At 40.2% G+C, this 21,091-nt stretch carries 16 protein-coding genes; 6 read left to right on the top strand and 10 right to left on the bottom strand.

The features are described from left to right. Window positions 1-6 precede the first annotated feature (6 nt). Window positions 7-1,107 (top strand): 6-bladed beta-propeller, encoded by a 1,101-nt coding sequence (locus tag P8O16_RS19810; protein WP_300317904.1) that lies wholly within the window; start codon window positions 7-9, stop codon window positions 1,105-1,107. A 44-nt stretch (window positions 1,108-1,151) separates the two neighbouring features. Then, window positions 1,152-1,706: a DUF502 domain-containing protein gene (locus tag P8O16_RS19815; RefSeq protein WP_300317906.1), complete on the top strand. Its 555-nt coding sequence runs from the start codon at window positions 1,152-1,154 to the stop codon at window positions 1,704-1,706. Here P8O16_RS19815 and P8O16_RS19820 read toward each other — a convergent pair. The 10 genes from P8O16_RS19820 to tilS form a co-directional block, all read right to left on the bottom strand. Then, window positions 1,703-2,608, bottom strand: a complete 906-nt coding sequence (locus P8O16_RS19820) for a DUF5050 domain-containing protein (RefSeq protein ID WP_300317908.1) — start codon at window positions 2,606-2,608, stop codon at window positions 1,703-1,705. The two genes, P8O16_RS19815 and P8O16_RS19820, sit on opposite strands and share 4 nt — an antisense overlap. A gap of 45 nt (window positions 2,609-2,653) precedes the next feature. Further along, window positions 2,654-3,715 (bottom strand): selenide, water dikinase SelD, encoded by a 1,062-nt coding sequence (gene selD / locus P8O16_RS19825; RefSeq protein ID WP_300317911.1) that lies wholly within the window; start codon window positions 3,713-3,715, stop codon window positions 2,654-2,656. Then, window positions 3,690-4,724 carry a tRNA 2-selenouridine(34) synthase MnmH gene (gene mnmH, locus P8O16_RS19830; RefSeq protein WP_300317914.1) on the bottom strand — a complete coding sequence of 345 codons (1,035 nt, stop codon included), beginning with the start codon at window positions 4,722-4,724 and terminating at the stop codon, window positions 3,690-3,692. The genes selD and mnmH overlap by 26 nt, the downstream gene beginning before the upstream one ends. Window positions 4,725-4,792: 68 nt before the next feature. Next, window positions 4,793-5,113: a thioredoxin gene (gene trxA / locus P8O16_RS19835; protein ID WP_075351735.1), complete on the bottom strand. Its 321-nt coding sequence runs from the start codon at window positions 5,111-5,113 to the stop codon at window positions 4,793-4,795. 150 nt (window positions 5,114-5,263) lie between these two features. Beyond that, entirely contained in the window at window positions 5,264-9,550 is a 4,287-nt protein-coding gene (gene dnaE, locus P8O16_RS19840) for a DNA polymerase III subunit alpha (protein ID WP_300317917.1), read from the bottom strand. Between the two features lie 208 nt (window positions 9,551-9,758). Then, on the bottom strand, window positions 9,759-11,414 hold the full coding sequence (locus P8O16_RS19845) for a mechanosensitive ion channel family protein (protein WP_300317919.1): 1,656 nt from the start codon (window positions 11,412-11,414) through the stop codon (window positions 9,759-9,761). A 66-nt stretch (window positions 11,415-11,480) separates the two neighbouring features. Further along, window positions 11,481-14,186, bottom strand: coding sequence for a hypothetical protein (locus P8O16_RS19850; RefSeq protein ID WP_300317922.1), 2,706 nt, complete (start codon window positions 14,184-14,186; stop codon window positions 11,481-11,483). A gap of 100 nt (window positions 14,187-14,286) precedes the next feature. Next, window positions 14,287-15,222, bottom strand: coding sequence for a malate dehydrogenase (gene mdh / locus P8O16_RS19855; protein WP_300317925.1), 936 nt, complete (start codon window positions 15,220-15,222; stop codon window positions 14,287-14,289). 147 nt (window positions 15,223-15,369) lie between these two features. Further along, the gene (locus P8O16_RS19860; RefSeq protein ID WP_300317928.1) at window positions 15,370-15,885 is read right to left on the bottom strand and encodes a Crp/Fnr family transcriptional regulator; all 516 of its coding nucleotides are present in this window, start codon (window positions 15,883-15,885) and stop codon (window positions 15,370-15,372) included. Window positions 15,886-15,887: 2 nt separating this feature from the next. After that, on the bottom strand, window positions 15,888-17,207 hold the full coding sequence (gene tilS, locus P8O16_RS19865) for a tRNA lysidine(34) synthetase TilS (RefSeq protein WP_300317930.1): 1,320 nt from the start codon (window positions 17,205-17,207) through the stop codon (window positions 15,888-15,890). A gap of 48 nt (window positions 17,208-17,255) precedes the next feature. Here tilS and P8O16_RS19870 point away from each other — a divergent pair, with 48 nt between their 5' ends. From P8O16_RS19870 to P8O16_RS19885, 4 genes are all read left to right on the top strand, one after another. Beyond that, window positions 17,256-18,926 carry an OstA-like protein gene (locus tag P8O16_RS19870; protein ID WP_300317932.1) on the top strand — a complete coding sequence of 557 codons (1,671 nt, stop codon included), beginning with the start codon at window positions 17,256-17,258 and terminating at the stop codon, window positions 18,924-18,926. Window positions 18,927-19,066: 140 nt separating this feature from the next. After that, window positions 19,067-19,783 (top strand): T9SS type A sorting domain-containing protein, encoded by a 717-nt coding sequence (locus tag P8O16_RS19875; RefSeq protein ID WP_300317935.1) that lies wholly within the window; start codon window positions 19,067-19,069, stop codon window positions 19,781-19,783. Window positions 19,784-19,848: 65 nt separating this feature from the next. Next, on the top strand, window positions 19,849-20,757 hold the full coding sequence (locus tag P8O16_RS19880) for an outer membrane protein assembly factor BamD (RefSeq protein ID WP_300317938.1): 909 nt from the start codon (window positions 19,849-19,851) through the stop codon (window positions 20,755-20,757). 18 nt (window positions 20,758-20,775) lie between these two features. Continuing rightward, window positions 20,776-21,087 (top strand): DNA-directed RNA polymerase subunit omega, encoded by a 312-nt coding sequence (locus tag P8O16_RS19885; RefSeq protein WP_300317941.1) that lies wholly within the window; start codon window positions 20,776-20,778, stop codon window positions 21,085-21,087. The last annotated feature ends 4 nt before the right edge of the window (window positions 21,088-21,091 follow it).

Raw genomic sequence — 21,091 nt, forward strand, 5'->3', positions numbered from 1 at the left:
TAGGGCATGATTAAATCTGGTTCATTTTGGCAATGTCTCCTTATTGCCCTTTTGTTGTTAAGTGCATGTAATAATAAATCTGTTGAAAAACCGACCGAGTTAGTCACTATAAAAGTAGCTTCAGAAAATAGATTAAGAATTGCTGATATTTTTGAAGAACCTGAAATAATAGAATTGGAGCAATGTGATAGTTGCTTGATGGGTGATATTAATAAGGTCGTAAAAGATGATTCTGGGTTTTATATTTTAGATCGAAATCGCGCAGAAGCAATTTTCAAATTTGACTTGGAGGGAAATTTCATCTTTAAAATTGATACAAAAGGAGAAGGACCTGGACAATTTAAACTCCCATTTGATTTTGATCTTCTGGAAAATGGGGTAGAACTCTTCATTCTGGATATGAACAGCCGAAAATTCTTAGTTTTCGATAAGACTACTGGAAGTTTTATTCGAGAGTTTTCCTACTCAACTTTTCAGGTTGAAAATTTCATCGCTTTTTCCAAAGACTTATTTGCAGTCGAGGTAGATGGGAGAAATACGGTAAGTGAGAAAGAGAATCTTGGTCATATTGTGAATTTCACCCTTAACGACACGATTTTTAAAGGGATTCTTGACTATCCAAAAACAGTTGTCATGTTTTATGGTCAAGAATTTACTAAATCCAGCCATAGTTTCCTTTTTAGTAGGGCATTAAATGATACCATCTACACGGTTTTAGAAAATGAATTCAAACCAAAATATTTTCTCGATTTCGGAAATAGAAAAGTATCAACTGAGTTGAAGGTCCTAGACATTATGGAGCTGGGACAAGGAATCCAAAAAGAGGCATCTTTCTTTTCTTTAGGGCGAAATTTTGAAAACAGTAAGTATTTGATCTTCAATTGGGTGAATGAAAAAGAATACGAGCAAAATGGAATTTACTTTAAAGGTAAAAATGAATTCTATCAACTAGTATCAGAGAACTCGTTATTCAGGAATCCTTTTTTTATGGATGAAGAAAGTGTCTTCACTTTTTACTCCAATACAGATAGGAATTTCTCTCCCTTACCAAATGAATATATTCAAAAAGAAAATTTCTATTTGGCTAGGTTTTTATTCAAGGATTAGGAATTTGGACTATCATTTAATTTAGATTTCATTTTATAAAGTTTATGGATTTTACTTATCGTAGAATTGTTTCCTATTTCTTGCGGGGACTTCTATTTCTAACCCCAATTACGGTCACTGTTTATATTATTTATCAAACTATCCTCTTTTTAGACAACCTAATCCCAGTTCCTATACCTGGAATAGGGATTTTGATGGTTTTGGGGTTGATCACTTTTTTTGGCTATTTGGCTAGCCTCTTCTTTGCGAAGCCTTTCTTTGAATGGCTAGAGCGTGGCTTGATCAAGATTCCATTAGTCAATTTGATCTACACAAGCATCAAGGACTTGATGGGAGCTTTTGTTGGGGATAAGAAAAAATTTAGTACACCAGTGTTGGTACAGATTAGTGATCACCTTTCTAGGCTGGGATTTATCACTCAAGAGGATATGTCGGAGATTGGATTTCCGGAATTGGTGGCAGTCTATTTCCCACATAGCTACAATGTATCGGGGAATGTTTTTCTCATATCACGTGATAGAATAAAATCGCTGCCTGGTGTCAAGAGCTCTGATGTGATGAAGTTTATGGTTTCTGGAGGAGTTTCACCCTTGGGTTAATTTTGTTTGTGATACCTCACAAAAGCAATCCAATCCCCGTCGGGTGACCAGCTATGAACATTGATGGTGCCTTGACCTCCATAGAATACTGAGGTTAAATCCTTGATTACTTTCGTCTCGACATCTACTAATCGGAGCTTCACATCCTTGCCAAAAGGATGTGATCCTTTTTGATCTTCCAGATAAGAGATGATCACTGCGGATTTGTTATCGGGCGAAGGATGTGGAAACCAGTTGTCCAACTCATCAAAAGTCAGTTGTTCCGTTCCGCTTCCATCAGGTTTCATCCGATAGGATTGCATTCTCCCAGTGCGGTGGGAATTGAAATAGATCCAGTTCCCATCATAGGAGAATTCCGGCCCATCATCCAGTCCTTCTGCATCCGTCAGTCTAATTTCCTTACCACCTGAAGTTGGGATCGCATAGATGTCCCATTGCTCCTCTCTCATGGCGCAATAGACTAAGCTCTTGCCGTCAGGACTGATTCCATGCCAATAGCTGGGATACTTTTCTGTTATAAGTTTAGCTTCTCCTCCAGCCAGTGGCATCACATAAATTCGTGAGCCCAAACCTTTTTCATTCTTGCTGAAAACCAGAGTTTTTCCATCGAAACTCAATCCATGATCATTATTGATAGTGGATACTTTTTCTGGAAAAATCTTCCCAAGGTTATTTCCTTCCAAATCAATCTTTTCCAAAAATCCCGCTGCATTTATCAGTAAATACTTGCCATCTCTTGACCAATTCGGCGCTTCAAAATGGCGTTGTTCTTTGAGAATGGATTTCTCTTCACCTGTATTGACATTCAGGAGTACCAATTCACTGCTTATATTTTCTGGAGTTTGTGCCAAAATAGGGAGTGATGAGATTAGGAGGATTCCGAGAAGGTAAAAGGTTTTCATGGGTTTGGTCTTGGTTTCATTAAATATAAGAAACTCATCGCCAGCTTACACCAAAACTTCTACGACTGACTCAGTCTTTTCCACAAACCTGCCAATTTGCCAAATAGTCTGATCAGCCTCTTTCATCGCTTGAAGAAACCAATCCAATTGTTCAGGATCAACAGCCAGCATTAAACCGCCACTTGTCTGTGGATCACAAAGTTTGACTAAATCCATTCCTACCACACCTTTGGTTTTTGCCGAATAGGCATTCCAGTTTCGGTAGGTATTATCAGGAAAAATAAACTGGTTGATGTATTCCTGTACTCCAGCGATCATTGGGAGTTTTGGTAATTCGATTACAGCTGATAGTTCTGCACCTTCGCACATCTCGATCAAATGACCCAAAAGTCCAAAACCAGTTACATCGGTCATGGCATGCACTTCGGGATGATTCCCCAAAACTTCCCCAATTGAATTTAGGCTACAAGCCGTCTCTATCAGTTTGGCGTAATCTTCTTCAGAGATTTTTTGCCGTTTCAGAGCTGTAGCTAAAACTCCAACTCCCAATTCCTTGGTCAGGAAAATCAAATCCCCAGCTTTAGCACCTTTATTCAGTTTGATCTTTTTGGGGTGAATAATCCCATTTACCGAAAGTCCAAAAATTGGATCTTTAGCGGCAATGCTGTGGCCACCGGCCAATTCAATTCCTGCGGTTTTGCAAATGCTCTTGGCGCCTTCCATCACCTTGGCTGCTAGCTCGGGTGCCAGTTTTTCCACCGGCCAACTTAAAATTGCATTAGCAAAAATGGGTTTTCCGCCCATGGCGTACACATCAGAAAGTGCATTGGCCGCCGCAATTCTACCAAAATCAAATGGGTCATCTACAATCGGGGTGAAAAAATCCACCGTGTTGATGACTGCAATTTCTTCTGAAACCTGATAAACTGCCGCATCATCTTTACCGGAATTCCCCACCAAAAGATTGGGGTCAGTCTGGGTAAAAGAGCCACTTGCACTGAGAATCTGATCAAGTATGGCCGGAGCGATTTTACAGCCGCAGCCGGATCCTTCACTCCATTCAGTCAGTCTAGTGGGTTGCTTAGGAGAAGAGTTTATGTCTAGCATGAATTAGTTGGTTTATAGCTTCAGATTCAGAAATCCCTTCCAAATCAAGTGAAATGGTTTGCTTTGATTCGTGCTTGTCCAAGTCGAAATCATAAGCCTTGTCGTAATAGAGTAGGAGATTTGCAATCCAATCTTCGTGATTTTCTTCCACGATGGCTTCAATCGCCTGAGAAGTTCGAAGACCTCCCAGTTTCTTTTTGAGTCTAAGTACTGCCTGAATTAAATCGTCTTTCGGTAAAATGGCATATTCCGAAGCAATTAATTTGATTCGCTCCGCGTCACTTCGATGAATATCAACCAAAGGTGCATTAAGCATTTGTTGGTAAAATAAATCCGGCAAAATCAATCTGCCAATCTTCCGGCTTTCGTTTTCCACCCAAGTGGGTTTGTTGGGATCTAGTTTTCCGATGGCTTCTGCCAGTAAGTTTTCGAATTGCTCGACCGTTGGCTGTGGAGCCTGCCCGATTGCGCCGAAGCTGGACCCTTTGTGATTAGCAAGTCCTTCCAAATCCAGAATTTGCTCTCCCTTTTCTTTCAGAAGTTTAAGGTAAACCGTTTTCCCTGTTCCTGTTCTTCCCGCCAATACGATCAGATTTAACTTGCTCCGAACCAAATCGAAACTATGGATCCGGTAAGTTTTATATCCTCCGATCAAACGATATACTTCAAAACCCACCATCGTTAGCAACCAGGAGAGGATTTGACTTCGCATTCCACCGCGCCAGCAATAGATTAAAATTCTTTTATCAGGAAATTCTGTCAAAGCTGATTTTTGAATTTCATGAAACCGTGGCCCTACCAATTCAAAACCTTTCAAGGTGGCAGCTTCTGCTCCTTTTTCTTTGTACAAAGTGCCTACGACTACCCGCTCGGTATTATTCAGAATCGGAATATTAATGGCATTCGGAATATGGCTCTGATCAAATTCGCCTTCGCTTCTCGCATCGATGATGGGAAGTGTTTTTCGCATTTCAAAAAATTCAGGAAGGGTAATAAGGGTTTCTGCCATGGCTGGGTGAAGTTAAAAAAAAAGCCGCAAGGAATACTTGCGGCCAGAATTGATTCTAAGCTTTTGGCTTATAATTGTGCATCTAGTTTTTGAGAAAGTACAGATTTTGGCACTGCACCAACTTGCTTGTCTACGATAGCTCCACCTTTGAAGAATAGAAGTGTAGGAATGGAACGAATCCCAAAAGCTTGCGCTACACCTGGATTAGAATCCACATCTACTTTACCGATTATTGCTTTTCCTTCGTAGTCGCCAGCAAGTTCTTCCACTACTGGTCCGATCATTTTACAAGGTCCGCACCACTCTGCCCAGAAGTCAACCAAGATCGGCTGCTCAGATTTGATGATTTCTTCAAAGTTTGCGTCGGTAATTTCTATTGCTTTTGCCATTTTATGTGTTGTTAATATTTTAAGATTTCAAATTATAGGTTTTAAAGTGAATTCAAGTTTAATAAGTTCCTAGGTACCAGAAAAATATTTTAAATTCTAAATCTGGAACGTCATCTCCTCCGTTCTTAATTCCCTTTGATATAGGGCGAATCAAACCACTTTATACATCACTTCTGGGATTTGTTTCAACTCTTTGATCATATCCGCACTTGGGTCAATGGAGAATTTTTTAGAGAAAAGCTCCAGTGAAATATTTTCCTTTCGGTCGATTACATCAAAATAAAGCTTTGCTTCGCCTTTGTATTTCTCAGTGATGGATTGCAGTTTTTCCATCAAATCGTAAGTCAGATCATCCAAGTTGATATTCACCCGAATTCCTTTGACCATTTTTCCACGAACTTCACTCAATAGCATGATGCTACTGATTTTAAATTCCAACTCATTTTCAGCCCAGCGCTTGGGTTCTACTTTTCCCGTCAAGAAAATAAACCATCCCGACATGAAGTATTCTTTGAACTTCACATAATCTTCTCCGAAGAGGAAAAAGGTAAAAGAACCCGCATAATCTTCAAGAGTCAACGTGCCAAAGGGTTTTCCGTTTTTAGTGGTACGATGTGCAAAGCTTTGCACCGAACCAGCTAATTTAATATCACTTCGGTTTCGTAGACTGTCCAAGTCAGTGAGGTCAGGAAGCGTGGCATTGGTGAAAGACTCAATCTCCAGCTTATACTGATCCAAGGGATGTCCGGAAATATAAAGTCCCACGACTTCCTTTTCGATATTAAGTTGCTGAAGTTGGGAGAAAGGCTCCATTGGAGAAATGGTCGGCATTGGGACAGCCATTCCACCTGATCCGCCACCGAACATACTAAACTGCGAAGAATCTTCCTCCTGTTGTATTTTCTGCGCATACTTTGTGGCTTTTTCGATCAGAGTGATATCACCATCTGGCGCTTCGAGGTATTGTCTGCGGTGATGCTCAGGAAAGCAGTCAAAAGCACCAGCCATTGCTAAAGCTTCCATCGTCTTTTTATTTAGTGCCTTTGAACTCACTCGCTTCGCAAAGTCAAAGATATTTTTGAATACCCCGCCTTTTTCGCGCTCTTTGATGATTTCTTCTACTGCAGCCGAACCTGCACCTTTGATTGCGGCCATTCCAAAACGGATTTCTCCGGCTTTATTTACAGTAAATCCGCTTTTGGATTCATTTACGTCAGGACCCAAAACTGGGATAGCGGCACGCTTACATTCCTCCATGAAAAATGTCACTTGAGTGATATCATTCATGTTGTTGCTCAGAACAGAAGCTAAATATTCTGCGGGATAGTGCGCTTTCAAATAAGCTGTTTGGTAAGCTATCCAAGCATAACAAGTCGAGTGGGACTTATTAAATGCGTAAGATGCAAATGCCTCCCAGTCAGTCCAGATTTTTGCAAGCTTTTTTGCATCATGGCCTTTGGCAGATGCTTGTTCGACGAATTTTGGCTTCATCTTGTCCAAGACATCCTTTTGCTTTTTACCCATCGCCTTTCGCAAAACATCAGCCTCACCTTTGGTGAATCCTGCAAGTTTTTGGGACAAAAGCATCACTTGCTCTTGGTAGACTGTAATTCCATAAGTCTCTTCCAAATATTCTTTCATGTCATCCAGATCGTAGTCGATCACTTCCGTTCCATGCTTTCGCTTGATAAAAGAAGGAATGTAAGCAAGTGGACCTGGACGATAAAGGGCGTTCATAGCAATCAAATCTGCAAAAACTGTAGGCTTCAGTTCTCGCATGTATTTCTGCATTCCAGCAGATTCATACTGGAAGATTCCTACCGTCTCACCACGTTGGAAAAGCTCATAGGTCTTTTCGTCGTCGATCGGAAACTCATCAGCATTGAGTTCTATCCCATGACGCTCTTTTACAATTTTGATGGCATCTTTGATCAGCGTGAGGGTTTTCAAACCCAAAAAGTCCATTTTCAACAAACCTGCAGATTCTACTACCGAGTTGTCAAACTGAGTACAAACCATCTCTGAATCCTTTGCCAAAGCTACCGGGACAAAATTGGTGATGTCATCCGGCGTGATAATTACCCCACAGGCGTGAATTCCGAGATTTCGTACCGAGCCTTCAAGCATCGTCGCCTGATTGATCGTCTTGGCCGATTCATCCTGACCTTTGGAAATCCGAATCAACTCATCGGCCTTAGCAATCATTTCGCCCTGACCTTTGAGTTTGTCAGAAATAGCGGCTCTATTTCCTTGGAGCGCAAAAAGTGCTTTTAATTTAATATCAGGAACTAAGTTTGCCAATCTTCCTGCTTCAGCCAAAGGTAAATTCAGCACTCGCGCAGTATCTCGTATCGCTGACTTAGCAGCCATGGTACCGTAAGTGATGATCTGAGCCACCTGATTCGAACCGTATTTTTTGATCACATAATCGATCACCGACTGGCGGCCTTCATCGTCAAAGTCAATATCAATATCGGGAAGTGATACACGGTCAGGATTCAGGAATCTCTCAAATAGGAGATTGTATTCGATTGGATCAATGTTGGTAATACCTGTGCAATAAGCAACAGCTGATCCAGCAGCTGATCCACGGCCTGGTCCTACCGATACGCCCATTTTTCTTGCCTCTGCAATGAAATCTTGTACAATCAAGAAGTAACCCGGATATCCAGTATTCGCTACCGTAGCCAACTCGAAGTCAAGACGCTCTTGGATTTCAGGAGTAATTTCTTTGTAGCGTTTTTTGGCTCCTTCGTAAGTCAAATGACGTAAATAGGCATTTTCCCCTCGCTTACCTCCATCTTCAGCATCCTCTGGATGGACGAATTCAGCTGGGATATCAAATTTTGGAAGGAGTACTTCACGTGCTAGCTTATAAGCTTCTACTTTGGCTACAATCTCGTTAGTGCATTCGATCGCTTCAGGAAGATCAGCAAAAAGCTTCTTCATCTCCTCAGGAGTCTTGAGGTAGAATTCGTCATTTGGAAATCCATACCGGAATTCTCTTCCGCGCTTCCCGATGTATTTCTTCGGCTTGTCATAGAGTTCACCGTCTTTCACACAAAGCAAGACGTCATGGGCTTTGGCATCTGTTTTTTCAGAGTAATAAGTATTGTTTGCTGCGAAATATTTGACATCGTATTTATGAGCCAACTCCAACAAAACCTCATTTACTTTTTCCTCTTCAGGGACTCCGTGACGATTTAATTCCACATAGAAATCTTCCCCAAACTGTTCCTTCCACCAAAGAAAAGCCTCTTCCGCTTGGGTTTCCCCCACATTCAAAATCAAATAAGGAATCTCTCCCCAAAGCCCTCCTGTGGTGGCGATCAAGTCACTTTTATACTGAAGGAGCAACTCCTTATCAATTCTAGGGACGTAATAAAAGCCTTCAATATTAGCGTAGGAAGCTAATTTGGCCAGATTATGATAGCCAGCTTTGTTTTTGGCCAAAAGGACAGTCTGATAGCCATCGTCTTTATTACTTTTGTTTTTGCGATCACGGCATAGGTTGAATTCACAACCTAAAATGGGTTTGATCTCTTTCGCCATTGCTTCCTTCACAAAGTTGAAAGCTCCCATCATATTTCCATGGTCAGTCATGGCAATTGCAGGCATACCCAAGGCTTTTGCCCGAGCAATCATTGCCGGAATCTCTGAAGTAGCTTGAAGCACAGAAAATTGGCTATGTACATGCAGATGGGTAAATGGCACATCTGTCAGATCAGAGATGTCTGCTTTGCCGGCTTGCTTGAGGATATCTTTTGCGGCAGCTTTCTGGCTGTCTTTTGCTTGCGCAAAGTTGGCTTCTTCCAGCTTTGGTGCTTCATAGATTACTTCCGAAATCCCAATTCCCGCTACTGGAGTTTGTACACCTTGATTGATTAGTCCGAAAAAGCATCGTGCTGTGGCGTCCACATCATAAGCGGCATCGTGCGCATCTCCAAATCCTTTTCCAAACAATTTTTGATGCAATTCGGTAAGCGTGGGCCATTTGAATTTGCCTCCTCTTCCTCCCGGCAGGGCGCAAAATTCTGTAGAGATATCTTTGGTATCAAGCTGGGTAGCGGTGAGCGGCATGGTAGCTTCTGCCCGCAGGTATTCTGAGCCGACCACATTAATATCAAATTCGATATTATGCCCGACTAAATAGGTTGATTTCTGGACATCATTTTCAAAAATTCCAAGAATCTGCTTCAGGTCATGACCCTCTGCCAAAGCGCGTTTGGTAGAAATGCCGTGAACTTTTTCCGCATTGTAGGGAATCGTAAAACCTTCTGGTCGGATGATGTAATTATGATTCGAGAGTAGATTTCCCTTAGCGTCATGCAGTTGCCATGCCAGTTGGACAAGGCGAGGCCAGTTGTCCACGTCGGACATGGGTGCATTGTAATCGCGGGGAAGACCGGTGGTCTCGGTATCAAAAATTAAATACATACAGCTCGGGGATTTGAGACTTCAAAATAGGACTAATCTCGGGAAGCTGCCAAGTGAACAGGAGGTAATTGTCAGAGAATTTTTCTTTCCATGATTTTTCAGGAATCAGATTTTGAAATTGGAAATCTGAGTTTTTATGCTGGGTCTAATTTTACCTGATATCCTATTTATTTCCGCTGAGGAAATCTCACAAGTCAAGAAAAGAATGTCACTTCTTCTTTAAGGTGGTATTCATAAACTCACCAAGCTTGTTTTGGTAGAAAGCCGAATCCGAATTGTATTCCGGAACCAATCCTTTCTTCTCGGGGAAAGTTTCCATATGAAGGGTTTGTGTTGGGAATGCAAAGCGAACTCCAAGTGTATTAGCTAGCTTCACCGTCTGTACTAATATTTCATGCCGGCAAGCCAACTCTTCGCCCCAAGTAGGTACTTCGAAAAATATATAGAACATAATGTCCTGACTATAGGAAGAAAGGTTGTTGAAATAGATGTGATACATATCCTTTCGAGTATGCGGATGTGCTACTACAATCTCTCTCAATCCTTTGACAAACTCCTCAATCAATTGTGGGGGCGTATCGTAGGTGACTGTAAGTGTGGTGTAAAATCTTCTGTATTGTCTCAGTCCGTGATTGTCCAATGTTGCGTCTGCGATTTTGCCATTTGGTACGTACATGAGTGAGTTTCGGAAAGTCCGGATTCGAGTAGATCTAAATCCAACTTCTTCCACTGTTCCATCTATATCTCCTGAAGTAATCCAATCGCCAACTTGGAATGGCTTGTCAATAAAGATCATCACCGAACCAAAGAAATTTTTGATGGTATCTTGCGCTGCCAAAGCAATTGCCACACCACCAATAGATAAGCCTGTCAGGAATGGAATGATATCTAGATTCAGCCCATCCCGAAGGATGAAAAGTGTACCAATGATCACAACAAAAGCTTTTAGCGTTTTGCGAAGCAGGGGAACAAGTTGATCATCGAGAGTAGATTCGGTTTTGGTCGCTAATCGCGCAAAATAAGCTGCGAGAACATTTACCAATTTGTAGAAAATCAAAGTGATCAAAAACGGCTTTAGCGTTCTAAAAACTACCAATACCCAAGACCAAATTTCGGTTGGGAGCTGCAGGACTCTGATAAAAATGGAAAGTAAAAGTACAATAAGGTAAAAGCTGGTCACACGAGCCACAGGGAGTAGGTAATTCTCTCCTAATTTCCCATATCCAAACCTTTTGAAGGAGTAAAGCAGCACATTATCTACGGCCACCGTAAAAATCCAATGTGCCAGAAACACCAAAAGGATTAGAATAAAGATTCCAACCAATTGCCAAAGCTGCAAGCCGAGATATTCTTGGGTCCCAATCTTTGGAAGTATGTTCAGTAGTTTGGCTGTGCCATATGGGTAGGTTTCTGAGTGAAGTTCTTCGATCTGGCTTACAGAAAAGGAAGAAAATTTCCATTCATTCCCTTCTTTTTCCAAAAAGATTCCGGGAAGATTTTTTTTATCAAAGTAAAAGATGAGTTCAGCACCTGATGTGCTGTCCCGATAATTTTGATCATTCGGGATTTCACTTGTTCGAATAATTACACCTTTTCCCTCAAAAATCTGCTTGAGTTGCACAGCAAGTTTTTCTGCATCGGGATTTTTCATTCCCGAGACATCTAATGTTTTACCAGCTTTCTCTGGTTCAAAATGAGATTCTTCTAGATTAAAAAAAAAGGTGAGTGTTGTATGATATGGAGAACTGAGATTTACCTTTTCTCCTATTTTTGGAAGGTTCTTATCTTCAGTAATCAGTTGTCCTATAGACTGATTACTGATCAGAAATGAAAGAACTAGAAAAAGGAAATATTTTTTAATCATGAATCAATTGTATTTGGGTGCAAGTTACTGATTCAGGCGGCCCTGCCCAAAGGAAACTCCTTTTTGCTAATCTGCCAGTTGGAATTCTGTCAGGGTTTTGCCAGAGATGGCCCGGATCAAGTATTGACCGTTGCCGGGTTGATACGATATCTGGATAGGTCCGACACTTTCAAGGGGCATGGTCGTCAATAGTTTTCCGGCAAGATCATACAAATAGGAAAAGCCTTGGGTAAGGTCTGTAATAGCAACCAGTTGCCGGCTCGCTCCAAAATCAAAATACTGATAAGTCAATCCTTCTGCTGATGCACGGACATTGAAAATAAGCTGCTCGTTTCGATCCAATACCTGGACTTCATTGAATTGTCGAGAAATAAAAATAAAGTCGGATTCGTCAGAACTAGGGATAATTAAAAATTCATGATCTCGATCCCCTTTGACCAACTGATTTCGATAAGTTACCTCCCCGTTGAAATTCGTATGGATTACTTCCCCTCCTGAAGAAATTCCCACCAAAAGGACTGTCTTCGAGCTTGGATCATTCCATGCGACTAGTCTGGAATCGAATGAATCTGCCAATTGAATGGGAGATTTAGTCTGAAGTTCTCCGCGTCGGTTAAAAAGGTGCAGCTGACCTTTTTCAGAAAGTGAAACCATAAAATCTCCTTTACTGGGGACACGATAAAAAGCTGGCGGGCCAATCGTTTTTGATTTTACAGAGAGCGGGTTCCAGCCTTCCAACTGAATTCCGGTTTTATCCAATAAGTACAGGTCTCCATCTGTCGTGGAAATGAAATAGCGATAATCTTTTGAATTGCTGTAATCGACTAAATTCAAGTTATGGATTTGCTTTCCATTGATCCTTATCGGGTAATTTGGCAAAGGATTTCCCAGACGGTCTATACCGTATAGAAAGTCTGAAGTAGCGACTAATAATTGAAGCTTTCCATTTTTATAATAATCAATTTGAAAAGCATCTGAGACTAGGGGACCAGAAAGCTGTTCTGAATAAACTTCTTTTCCTGCAGCATTGATCACATGGAGGATGTTTTGATCATCTTGTACCAGAATATCCTCCGTATTGTCCTGGTAATTAGTGATCACTTTCGGTCCATAGATAAGTGAGCTTGAAAAAGAAATTCTATTGCTAGGGGAAAGTGAGATTGCCTCATTGGATTGAACTGTAGGCTTGCTCTCACCTGAATAGTGTAAACTCAGCGTTCCAATCTGATTTCCCTGGATTTGATTAATTCTGAAATTAATGGCTCCAAAGGATCGAAATGAGTTAGAATATTTCTGAAGAAAGGAACTCCAAGAAGGATTGGTATCTGCAACCCAAGAATCCCAAATTAAATCAACGAGGAAAAGCTTATCAAAGCCGGAAGTTGGATTTAGAAACTGCGATTCTTGAGGCCCTCTGCTGGATTTGCCCCAAGTATTTTCAAGTCGGATGTCATCCAATATTGACTTCATCGCCTGCTGCGAATTAGCAAAAATTAAAATATCACTTTGGCTGGAAACGAATGTTTGAAGAAACCCCTGAAATTTCCCATCAAATAAATGTGCTGGAAACTCTTCCTCTGGAATGTATATGATCTCTTGTCCTTGGTAAAACTCCTGATTGCTTTCATTTTCGATAGCAAGGAAGTCTTTTAGCAATTCTAAAGGAGTTTCCGTTGAGTTTGTTCTAGCAAGGAGCACTTTGTTATTTGTGGCTCCGCCTGAGTTTTCCAGTTCCAAAGAATACAACTCCCCTGTAAAGCTGTCAAAAAATCCCCTGTCGATTAATTTACGTTGGATCTCTCCGCTCAAGGTAGATCTACCTGAAAATGCTCGATTGATAATTTTTTGAGTTTCAAAAATACTTTCAAGGTTGATTTGGGTAACACTCCTAGTTTGATTTGGAATTAAATTTTGAATACTGCCAAGGTTTGCAGCAATTGACGGTGTGAAATTGACTTGATCTCCATAAAATATGGGGCCTGAAAACTCCAATTCGTTTTCTTTCAAATTCAAATCAAGCGCTACAGCTCCATTTAAAAGATCAAAGCTTTCGATAATTGCTGATTCCCGGTCTTTTCGAACTCCTTTTAAAAGACTTGCAATACTTTTTCCTGAAAGCAATAACCTTCCAAGTCCTGAATTCTTCAATGGTTCTGTCTTATTTAAATCAAAAAAACTCCCTGTATTTCCATTCACATAGAATCTTATAGCTTCCTCAACCAGGAAAGAAGATTCGGAAAGAATGGCTAAATCACCTACATGGGTAATACTCCAATCCTGTGTATTATCAGCATTGAAGTACTCAAATACAGCTTCATCCGAATAAGTCCTTGTTTGGAATTGTGATCCAGGGGGGATTTGGCTTTTTAATTCTTCAATCAATCTCAAAGTTTCTTCCTCGCTGAGATTGAAGGTGAAAAGCAATTCGAAGCTTTCGATTCCTGTAGGGTGAAGACTGATTGATGACTGCCTACCTGCGAGTTTTTCTAGGATTTGACCCTCTCCTTTTGATAAGGTATCGAGCGCTTTGAGTTGGGAAGATAGTTTTTGAAAGCCTGGAAAAGTTTTTAATATTTCCCAAGATGGATCTTCAGTAAGGGCTTTCCAGGTTGTGCCAAGTTGAGCCGTTTCAAAAACAAAAACTGCATTGTTGCTTACAACTTCGAGGTTATTGAGCTTGCGAGCGGAAAAGTACGTTTGGTAAACCCAATAGCCGGATGCGGCAAAAAGAATTAAAAAAATAAGAACAAGAAGGCTTTTCCAGATTTTCACAGTTTTCGGGTGCTTCGGGGGTAATATTACAAAAATCAGACCTAGGATGCCCGCTACTGAGAGCGAGCCTCGAAGGTCTGATTAATTTGAGATTTGAAAATTACTTTCCAAGATTGTCAAGCACATTCATTACTTCTTTCACGTGACCTCGTGAAGTTTCAAGAAGTGCTTTTTCTTCTGCATTCAGATCGAGTTCAATGACTTTCTCCACACCATTCTTACCTAATATTACAGGTACTCCAAGGTAACAGTCGTCAATTCCGTATTCTCCATCGAGTTTGATACAAACTGGGAATACTCTACGCTGATTTTTAAGAATAGCTTCAACCATCTGAGCTGCAGCGGATCCCGGAGCATACCATGCTGAGGTTCCCATTAGCTTCACCAATTCTCCACCACCAAATTTGGTACGCTCGATAATTGCATCCAATTTATCCTTGGCTACCAATTCTGTTACAGGAATACCTGCAACTGTAGTGTATCTAGGAAGTGGAACCATCGTATCTCCGTGACCACCCATTAGGATCGCCTGTATTTCTTTTGGAGAAACATTCAATTCTTCTGCCAAAAAGGCTCTGTAACGTGCTGTATCCAAAATTCCAGCCATACCGATCACCTTATTTCTGTTCAATCCTGAAGTCAAATGAGCTTGGTAGGTCATTACATCAAGTGGATTGGACACTACAATGATGATGGCATTTGGAGAGTGCTTTACTACGTTTTCAGTCACCGACTTTACAATGCCTGCATTGGTTTCAATCAAATCATCGCGAGTCATGCCTGGCTTTCTTGGTAAGCCGGAAGTGATTACAACGACGTCTGAATTTGCAGTTTTGCTGTAGTCATTCGTGCTTCCTACTGTTCGGCTATCATACTGATTGATAGGTGCTTTTTGAAATATGTCCAATGCTTTGCCTTCAGCGACACCTTCTTTGATATCGATTAAAACAATTTCTTCAGCGATTTCGCGATAAGCCAATACATCTGCGCAAGTTGCGCCCACATTTCCGGCTCCTACTACGGTTACTTTGCTCATAATTAGATATTGATTTTTTTAAGTATAGTTCCTGCTAAAAAGCGGGGCTAAGTTATTAAACAAAGGCTAGGAATAGAAGTTCAGCCAAGAATACTTTGATTCCGGCATGTATTTTTATCAGAAAGGAAACTATCTGTTCGGATCGGTCTATTCAAACATTTGGCGGAGACTGAAAAAACCAAAGGATTCACGATAGGACCGGAAAAGGCGCTGATTATTTTCGTTATAATATTCTGACAAGGATGTCATCATTTTAGCTTTGATCTTTGGGTTGCTTTCAAAAATCTCCTGTATCGCAAAATGAGGAATCACAATCAGCTCAGCTTCTTCAGAAGTAATTAACGCGGTATAGGTTCGCTTCGCATTTTCGAGTAGTGAGTTTTCTCCAAAAGCCTCACCTTTCTTTATTTCAAGGATCGTTTCAAAATTGTCTTTGATATCGATGGTCAAGCATACTTCCCCTTTTTTGACCAAATACAATGCTTGACTGGGGTCTTTACTGAAAAAAACGACTTCATCACGCACATATTTTCGATGGTGCATCGCTGGAATAAAACGGGACATTTCTTTATTTCTTAATCGCTCAAAAAACTTGATCAATCCCAAAAAATCAAACATATGCTGTTCGTCTTCGGTGTAGGTTTTTGAAAATGGATTCATCATAGTCAGTTCTTTTTGAAGTAAAGAATTTTGCGAGTAGCGGCTGTAGTTTTAGCCCAATCAGCGATTCGGTACCCGATCACCCAAGCAATTTCGCCATCAGAGATTAAAACTTTAACCATCGGTTTTTTAAGCAGGGGCACCTTCAAATCTATTAAAAAGTCGGAGATTTTTTTGCTGCTCTTCATACCGAGTGGTATAAACCTGTCTCCTGTTTCCCAATTTCTAATTGTTAACGGAAAAGTAAGTCTGTCAAGATCAAGCATCGCATTTGCCCGATGTGAATCGATGGTCACATCAGAGTCGATTTTTAAGATTTCATACTCACTATCAGGCAGCTTTAGCTCAATCTCGGAGCTTTCAATTTGAATTGATTCAAAGGGAGCAACTGTCGGAGCTAAGAATAACTTCTCTCGATCGATATTCAATAGATGACTTCCCGACTCAAATATTTTTCCCGATTCCCTTTTGCGGATACTTTCATAAATATCTTGTGACTGATCTGAATTGAAACCGTAGGAGCGCAGCCAAAAATAGATCAAACTTGCGGCTCCAGTCATATGCAGGATGTCAGCAATCAAAAGGCTCTGGATTCCCTCTTCCGATTGGATATTTGCTTTGACCCAATGGTCAAATAGGCCACTGAAAGCTTTTCCGGTATCCTTTAATCGCTCAAAACTAGTAATCAGGTTTTTCTTTGAGTCTGAAGAAAAACCGTATAAGTGAGGCAGAATATCGTGGCGAAGTTTATTTCTCTTGTAGTCAGTTTTTTGATTGCTACTATCCTCTCGCCACATGATTTTATTTTGCTGGGCAAAGATTTCAATTTGCTCCCTTGAAAAAGGAAGCAAAGGACGAATGAGATATCCTCGCCTTTCTGCCATCCCATAAAGCCCTTCAATCCCTGTCCCTCGAAGCAAATTCAAGAATATCGTCTCAATTTGATCATCTTGGTGATGAGCCAGGATTATTCCTTCAAGATTTCGATCTGACCGGATTTTCTCAAACCATTCATAGCGAATTTCCCGGGCTGCCATTTGGGTGGAAATGTGAGATTCTACAGCAAACTCCAATGTTTCTGCTTGATGGAAATGGACTGTTTTTGAATTGGACTTTGCCCAATCCTTGACAAATTTCTCATCACCATCACTTTCCTTGCCCCGAAGGTGAAAATTAACATGAGCAACTTCAAAAGGAATCTCTGCTCGAATCAAAAGTTCACCAAGGCAGATACTATCCAAGCCACCACTGCATGCGAGTAGATAGGTTTTGGAAGGAATTAACAAAGATTTACTGCCGATGTGCTGGATAAAAGCGTTTACCATTGATCAAAAATATCATTTTCTACTAATTTTGCGCACATTCACTTTCACATGACTCAAAAGCTCCTATCGCTATTTCTATTCACTTTGTTTTTTTCAGGGATTACTGGAAAAGTACTAGGCCAAGCCTCTTCCACTTTGGAAATTAGGCAGGCGGATGTCTTGGAAGGAGCGGAGGGATTTGAGCGATTGATTGGTTCTGTGCGAATGAAAAATCAGAATACTTTAATTTACTGTGATTCTGCACATTTTTTCAGAATGGAAAATAAGGCTAGACTTTTTGGAAATGTAGTTATTGAAGATGAAGTTGATTCTGTAAAAACCAGAAGTGCCTATGCAGAATATGATGGAAACACCAAGCTAGCCAAATTGAGAAATAAGGTGGTATTTACTAATGAAGCTACCACTTTATATACTGAATACTTGGATTATGATCGTCTTGGTAACATCGCTTACTACTACAACGACGGAAAAGTCGTTGACTCTGTAAATGTCTTGACAAGTGAGCGAGGTAAGTATGAAGTAAACCTGGAGCGGATCACTTTTCAAAATGAAGTGGTACTGGTAAATCCAGATTATACCTTGAAGACAGATTATTTGGTCTATCTGACTATTCCAAAGACTGCGGAGACAAAGGGTTTAACCAACCTTGTCTCTAAAGACGGGAATAAATTAGATGCTCAGGAGGGGAGTTTTTACAATACTCAATCCAAGCAGTTCCGTTTTTTTGATGGAATCGTTGAGACGGAGACGAGCCGGATCAAAGGGAAAGAGTTGTTTTATGATGAACTGGCAGCCTATTACAAAGGCGAAAAAGATGTCAGTGTTTTAAATAAAGAACGGCAAGTAGAGATCTTTGGAGATGTGGGTGAATACTGGGAAGAACGAAAATATAGTCTGGTTCACGGAAATGCCTTAGTCAGAAGGTACTTCGAAAAAGACACCCTATACATGACTTCTGATTCGCTTATTTCTCAGGACAATGAAGCAGATTCTGCTAAGTTTTTGCTCGCATTTCGGGCTATCAAAATTTTAAATAAAGACATTTCCGGTGTAGCAGACTCCTTGGTTTATAATTACTCTGATTCATCTATAAGGCTATTCCAAGATCCGGTAATGTGGAACAATAAAAGTCAGATCTCTGCAGACTCGATGATTTTTTACATTGTAAATGAACAACTCGATAGAGTTTATCTCAAAGACAATGGGTTTGTGATCACACAGGATACTCTTTTCAATTCCAATCAAATGAAGGGAAGGACTTTGAATGGCTATTTTGAAGAGGGTCAGATCAGTCGTCTCGATATTGACGGAAACGGGGAGTCCCTATATTTCGCGTTGGAGGGAGATACACTTACACAAGGTGTAAATAAAACCTTGAGTGCTACCATCAAGCTCAGATTTGCCGATGGAGTTATTACTAGGGTTACTTATGGTGTTAAGCCAGATGGGAGATTTACTCCTTTCCAGATGTTGGATGAAGAAACATCAAAACTGACTGGATACAATTGGCGAATTGAGGAGAAGCCAAGTATGGAGGATATATTCGACTGGCGAAAAGTAGAAGAAGTTGATCTAAAAGCAAAAAATCTTTTTAATCTTCCGAATGCCAAACTTAGAATGCCTACTGAAGATGAGATTCGAAAATCCATAGAAAAACGAATTCAAACAACAGGCAAAAGGAGTTTGAATCCGAAATTAATCTTGAGGGAAAACGAGTAACGACATCTTTCTGAAATTATTTTCTGGGGGTTAACAGAATTTAACCGCAATTTTCCTCAATCTGATAACCTTAAAGCTAAATTTGTCCGTATATTGATTACAGTTTCAAAAACTGAAGAGCTTATAGATTAAAATTCTACATGAACAGATTGCTGATACTTTTTACATGCCTCTGGCTGTCGCTTCCTATTTTGGGAAGTGCGCAGCAAGTTCGTGTGCTCAGCGAATCCCTTGAGTTCAACGGGGATTTGGGGACTACCCAAAGAAAAACCGTAATTCTTCAAAACGATTCTGATCAGCAAAAAACCTTCTTTCTTAAGAATTTGAAAGGAAATATAGGTTCTTCTCAAAGTATTAAAGTTTGTATCGGAGATCAGTGTTATGATCCTAAAAGAGATCTTGCCAAGATAAAATTAACGTTAGAACCTGGGGAAATAGTAACTGATTTGTATTTGGATTTTCAAATGGGAATCGCCGAGACTCGAGGTTCTTTTGATCTGTTCTTTGCAAATGAAACTAATATCAGGGAAACGTTCGTTGTAGAGGCTATCTATGAAGTCGCTAACGCAGAAAATAAAGTAGACGAATTTGATTATAAGGAGATAATTCTAAGTGATGTATACCCTAATCCAAGTAATCGAATAGCACAATTTGACTACGAATTCAAAAACTCAAAAGTTAAAGCGAGGATTGCAATAAATAGTTTTATTGGAAACCCAATTGTGGATTATGAGCTTGATCCAAGTAGAAAATCACTGATAATTAATGTGTCAGATTTAAATCCAGGTGTGTACTTCTACACTCTTTTCCTCGACAATAAAAATATTGTCACCAAGAAGCTCGTTGTGAAGAAGTGATCTTCATGCCATTTCACAACCCATTTGAATCCGAATAATTATCCCGTATATTTGCGGTCTTGAAAATGAAAATGCGCGTACAATCCATTCTATTTCTGATTATTACCCTAGCCTTTACTTCATGTGGGCCTTTCAATAAATTGGAGAAAAGCACCAATTGGGAAGAGCTATATAAAGGAGCGAATGACTATTATCAGGCTGGAGAGTATAATAAAGCCATTATTCTTTATGATAAGGTGCTTCCTGTGATTCGTGGGAGTGAAAAAGCCGAATTAGCTGATTATAACTATGCTAATTGTCACTTTAAGACAAAAAGGTACATCGAAGCTGCAGGTTATTTTAGTAATTTCTATAGAACCTATAATCGAAGTCCATTAGCAGAAGAAGCATTTTTTATGAATGCATACTCCCTTTATTTGGATTCTCCTGATTACAACTTGGATCAACAAAGTTCACAAGAAGCAGTTTCGGCTATTCAGCAGTTTGTGACAGCTTTTCCAGGATCTGCAAGCTATGAGCGAGCTATGGAGATGCTAGTGGATTTACAAAGTAGATTTGAAGAGAAAGCCTATCAGGAATCTTCCATGTATTATAGGCTGAAAGACGGTTTGTATCCGGGTGATTTCTATCGGGCTTGCATCATCAATTTCCAGAATTTTGCGAAGGACTATCCTGAAAGTAAATACAATGAGGAGCTCGCATATAAACTGGTAGAGGTCAGTGCTGGTTATGCAAAAAATAGTGCTTACCAAAAAAAGGAAGAAAGGCTTAATGATGCGATTGGATTTGCTTCAACCTTTTATCGAAGATATCCAAGCAGCCAATTTACAGGTGAAGTGAAAAAATATGAGGAACAAGTTAAAAAAGAGCTTGTCGACCATTTGGAACTGAAAATGAAATACGCAGAGCAAGCCGCTGCACAGGCAGCAAAGATTACTACTGGCCCTCCTGCGGAAATAAAAGAAAATAAGTAAAACATAACTAATAAGCACATGGCTACTAATCCATCGATCATTACAAGAGATTTGGACAAAATCGCAGATAAGACTGGTAATATTTACGAGTCACTTCATGTCGTGGGACAGCGAGCAAAGCAGATTTCAAATACTCTTAAGGAAGAATTGAATAATAAGCTTTCTGAGTTTGCTTCTACTGTAGATAATCTTGAAGAGGTATTCGAAAACAAGGAGCAAATCGAAATCTCTAAATTCTACGAAAGAATGCCTAAGCCAAGTACTTTGGCAATGGAAGAATTTATCGAGGGAAAAGTTTACCATAGATTCCCTGAAGAACCACAAGGGTAATAAT

The sequence above is a fragment of the Algoriphagus sp. genome, assembly GCF_029254265.1.
In the GTDB taxonomy this organism is placed as follows: domain Bacteria; phylum Bacteroidota; class Bacteroidia; order Cytophagales; family Cyclobacteriaceae; genus Algoriphagus.

What these genes read in the sequence shown, in the direction of transcription:
- P8O16_RS19870 (WP_300317932.1), top strand. Translation starts at nt 17,256, where the DNA reads ATGACTCAAAAGCTCCTATCGCTATTTCTATTCACTTTGTTTTTTTCA.
- P8O16_RS19860 (WP_300317928.1), bottom strand. Translation starts at nt 15,885, where the DNA reads ATGATGAATCCATTTTCAAAAACCTACACCGAAGACGAACAGCATATG.
- dnaE (WP_300317917.1), bottom strand. Translation starts at nt 9,550, where the DNA reads ATGTATTTAATTTTTGATACCGAGACCACCGGTCTTCCCCGCGATTAC.
- tilS (WP_300317930.1), bottom strand. Translation starts at nt 17,207, where the DNA reads ATGGTAAACGCTTTTATCCAGCACATCGGCAGTAAATCTTTGTTAATT.
- P8O16_RS19815 (WP_300317906.1), top strand. Translation starts at nt 1,152, where the DNA reads ATGGATTTTACTTATCGTAGAATTGTTTCCTATTTCTTGCGGGGACTT.
- trxA (WP_075351735.1), bottom strand. Translation starts at nt 5,113, where the DNA reads ATGGCAAAAGCAATAGAAATTACCGACGCAAACTTTGAAGAAATCATC.
- mnmH (WP_300317914.1), bottom strand. Translation starts at nt 4,724, where the DNA reads ATGGCAGAAACCCTTATTACCCTTCCTGAATTTTTTGAAATGCGAAAA.
- P8O16_RS19810 (WP_300317904.1), top strand. Translation starts at nt 7, where the DNA reads ATGATTAAATCTGGTTCATTTTGGCAATGTCTCCTTATTGCCCTTTTG.
- P8O16_RS19885 (WP_300317941.1), top strand. Translation starts at nt 20,776, where the DNA reads ATGGCTACTAATCCATCGATCATTACAAGAGATTTGGACAAAATCGCA.
- selD (WP_300317911.1), bottom strand. Translation starts at nt 3,715, where the DNA reads ATGCTAGACATAAACTCTTCTCCTAAGCAACCCACTAGACTGACTGAA.
- P8O16_RS19820 (WP_300317908.1), bottom strand. Translation starts at nt 2,608, where the DNA reads ATGAAAACCTTTTACCTTCTCGGAATCCTCCTAATCTCATCACTCCCT.
- P8O16_RS19880 (WP_300317938.1), top strand. Translation starts at nt 19,849, where the DNA reads ATGAAAATGCGCGTACAATCCATTCTATTTCTGATTATTACCCTAGCC.
- P8O16_RS19845 (WP_300317919.1), bottom strand. Translation starts at nt 11,414, where the DNA reads ATGATTAAAAAATATTTCCTTTTTCTAGTTCTTTCATTTCTGATCAGT.
- mdh (WP_300317925.1), bottom strand. Translation starts at nt 15,222, where the DNA reads ATGAGCAAAGTAACCGTAGTAGGAGCCGGAAATGTGGGCGCAACTTGC.
- P8O16_RS19875 (WP_300317935.1), top strand. Translation starts at nt 19,067, where the DNA reads ATGAACAGATTGCTGATACTTTTTACATGCCTCTGGCTGTCGCTTCCT.